Origin of the sequence: Streptomyces europaeiscabiei (genome assembly GCF_001550375.1) — a bacterium.
In the GTDB taxonomy this organism is placed as follows: domain Bacteria; phylum Actinomycetota; class Actinomycetes; order Streptomycetales; family Streptomycetaceae; genus Streptomyces; species Streptomyces europaeiscabiei.
In genome coordinates this window covers 1-2,117 of sequence record NZ_LRTR01000582.1, presented here as the reverse complement: position 1 = coordinate 2,117, position 2,117 = coordinate 1, and the positions used below count along the sequence as shown (strand labels likewise).

Sequence of the window (2,117 nt, the reverse complement as noted above, 5' to 3'; positions counted from 1 at the left end):
GGCGGTTGCGGCGGTGTCGTCCGGCTCGGTCGGCGGGGCCTGTTCGAGGATGACGTGGGCGTTGGTCCCGCTGACTCCGAAGGACGACACGCCCGCGCGGCGCGGACGGTCGCCGGGGGCGGGCCAGGGGCGGGCCTCGGTGAGCAGTTCGACGTGGCCGGCGGACCAGTCGACATGGCTGCTGGGCCGGTCGACGTGGAGGGTGGCGGGCAGTCGTCCGGCGCGCAGGGCCAGGATCATCTTGATGACGCCGGCGACACCGGCGGCGGCCTGGGTGTGGCCGATGTTCGACTTCACCGAGCCGAGCAGCAGCGGCCGGTCCGCGGGCCTGTCCTGACCGTACGTCGCGAGCAGGGCCTGGGCCTCGATGGGGTCGCCGAGGCGGGTGCCGGTGCCGTGCGCCTCGACGGCGTCCACATCGGCGGGGGCGAGCTTCGCGGAGTTGAGCGCCTGCCAGATGACACGTTCCTGGGAGGGGCCGTTGGGCGCGGTCAGGCCGTTGGAGGCACCGTCCTGGTTGACGGCGGAGCCGCGCAGCACGGCGAGGACGGGGTGACCGTGGCGGCGGGCGTCGGAGAGCCGTTCGACGACGAGGACTCCGGCGCCCTCGCCCCAGGCGGTGCCGTCGGCGGCGTCCGCGAAGGCGCGGCAACGGCCGTCGGCGGCCAGACCGCGCTGGCGGCTGAACTCCAGGAAGACCGTGGGCGTCGACATGACGGTGACGCCCCCGGCGAGCGCGAGGTCGCACTCACCCGCGCGCAGCGCCTGCGCGGCCAGGTGCAGGGTGACCAGGGAGGAGGAGCAGGCGGTGTCGACGGAGACGGCCGGGCCCTCCAGACCGAGGGTGTACGAGACGCGGCCGGACAGGACGCTGGCGGAGTTGCCGACGCCGTCGTCCCCCGCGTTGTCGGAGAGGCTGAGCAGGGTGGTGTAGTCCTGGAGGTTGGTACCGGCGAACACGCCGGTACGGCTGCCGCGCAGGGCGAGCGGGTCGATCCCGGCGCGTTCCAGGGCTTCCCAGCAGATCTCCAGCAGGAGCCGCTGCTGCGGGTCGGTGCCGACGGCCTCGCGGGGGGAGATGCCGAAGAAGCCGGCGTCGAAGTCGGCGACCCGGTCGACGAATCCGCCGACGCGGGTGTAGCTGCGGCCCGGAGTGCCGGGCGTCGGGTCGTACAGCGCGTCGGTGTCCCAGCCTCGGTCGCGCGGCCATTCCGTCATGGCGTCGGCACCCTCGTCGAGCAGCCGCCACAGGTCGTCGGGGTCGCTCACACCGCCGGGAAAGCGGCAGCCCATGGCGACGATCGCTATGGATTCGTGCTGCTGGGCCTCGGCCGCGGCCAGGCGCTGGCGCGTCTGGTGGAGATCGGCCGTGACCTTTTTCAGGTAGCCGAGGAGCTTGTCCTCATCGCTCATGGTTTCACCCGTTCTCAGGTCCCGTGGCCGTGCCATCAGGAGATGCCGAGGTCGTTCTCGATGAAGCTGAAGATCTCGTCCGCGTCCGCGGACCGGATCCGGTCGCCGATGTCGTCGCCGGTGTCGGCCGTGGTGACGGCGGCGGCGGTGGTACTGCCGGTGAAGTTCCCGAGCAGGGACTGCAGACGGGCGCCGATGCGGTCGCGTCGGGTGTCGTCCTGGGGCAGTTCGGCCAGGAGCGTCGCCAGGGAGTCCAGTCCGGCGAGGACGGCTCCCGCGCCGTCGCTGTCGTCGGTGAGCCGACCGCGCAGGTATGCGGCGAGCGCGGTGGCGTTCGGCTGGTCGAAGAGGAGTGTGGCGGGCAGGGCCAGGCCGGTGGCGGCGCCGATCCGGTTGCGCAGTTCGACGGCCATGAGGGAGTCGAAGCCGAGGGCGTTGAAGGCCGTCGCGGCGCCGACGCGGTCGGTGCCGGCGTGGCCGAGGACGACGGCGGCCTCCGTACGCACCAGGGCGGTGAGGGTGCGTTCGCGTTCGGCGGCGGACTGCCCGGCGAGCCGCTCGCGCAGGGCGTGCGGGGCTGCCGCGGTGGTGTCCGGGCGCTGGGCGAGCAGGTCGCGGACCTCGGGGAGTTCGGCGAGCAGCGGGCTGGGCCGGGAGGTGGTGAACCCGGGCGCGAAGCGGACCCAGTCGATGTCGGCGACGGC

The 2,117-nt window shown here is 73.4% G+C and carries 2 protein-coding genes; both read right to left on the bottom strand.

The genetic code is table 11. The annotated features are described in order from the left end of the window. A partial coding sequence (locus AWZ10_RS27795; RefSeq protein WP_208618562.1) for a type I polyketide synthase occupies positions 1-1,413 on the bottom strand: 1,413 nt, incomplete at its 3' end. 35 nt (positions 1,414-1,448) lie between these two features. After that, positions 1,449-2,117 (bottom strand): phosphopantetheine-binding protein (locus tag AWZ10_RS27790; RefSeq protein ID WP_244172570.1); only part of this gene is annotated, 669 nt, incomplete at its 5' end.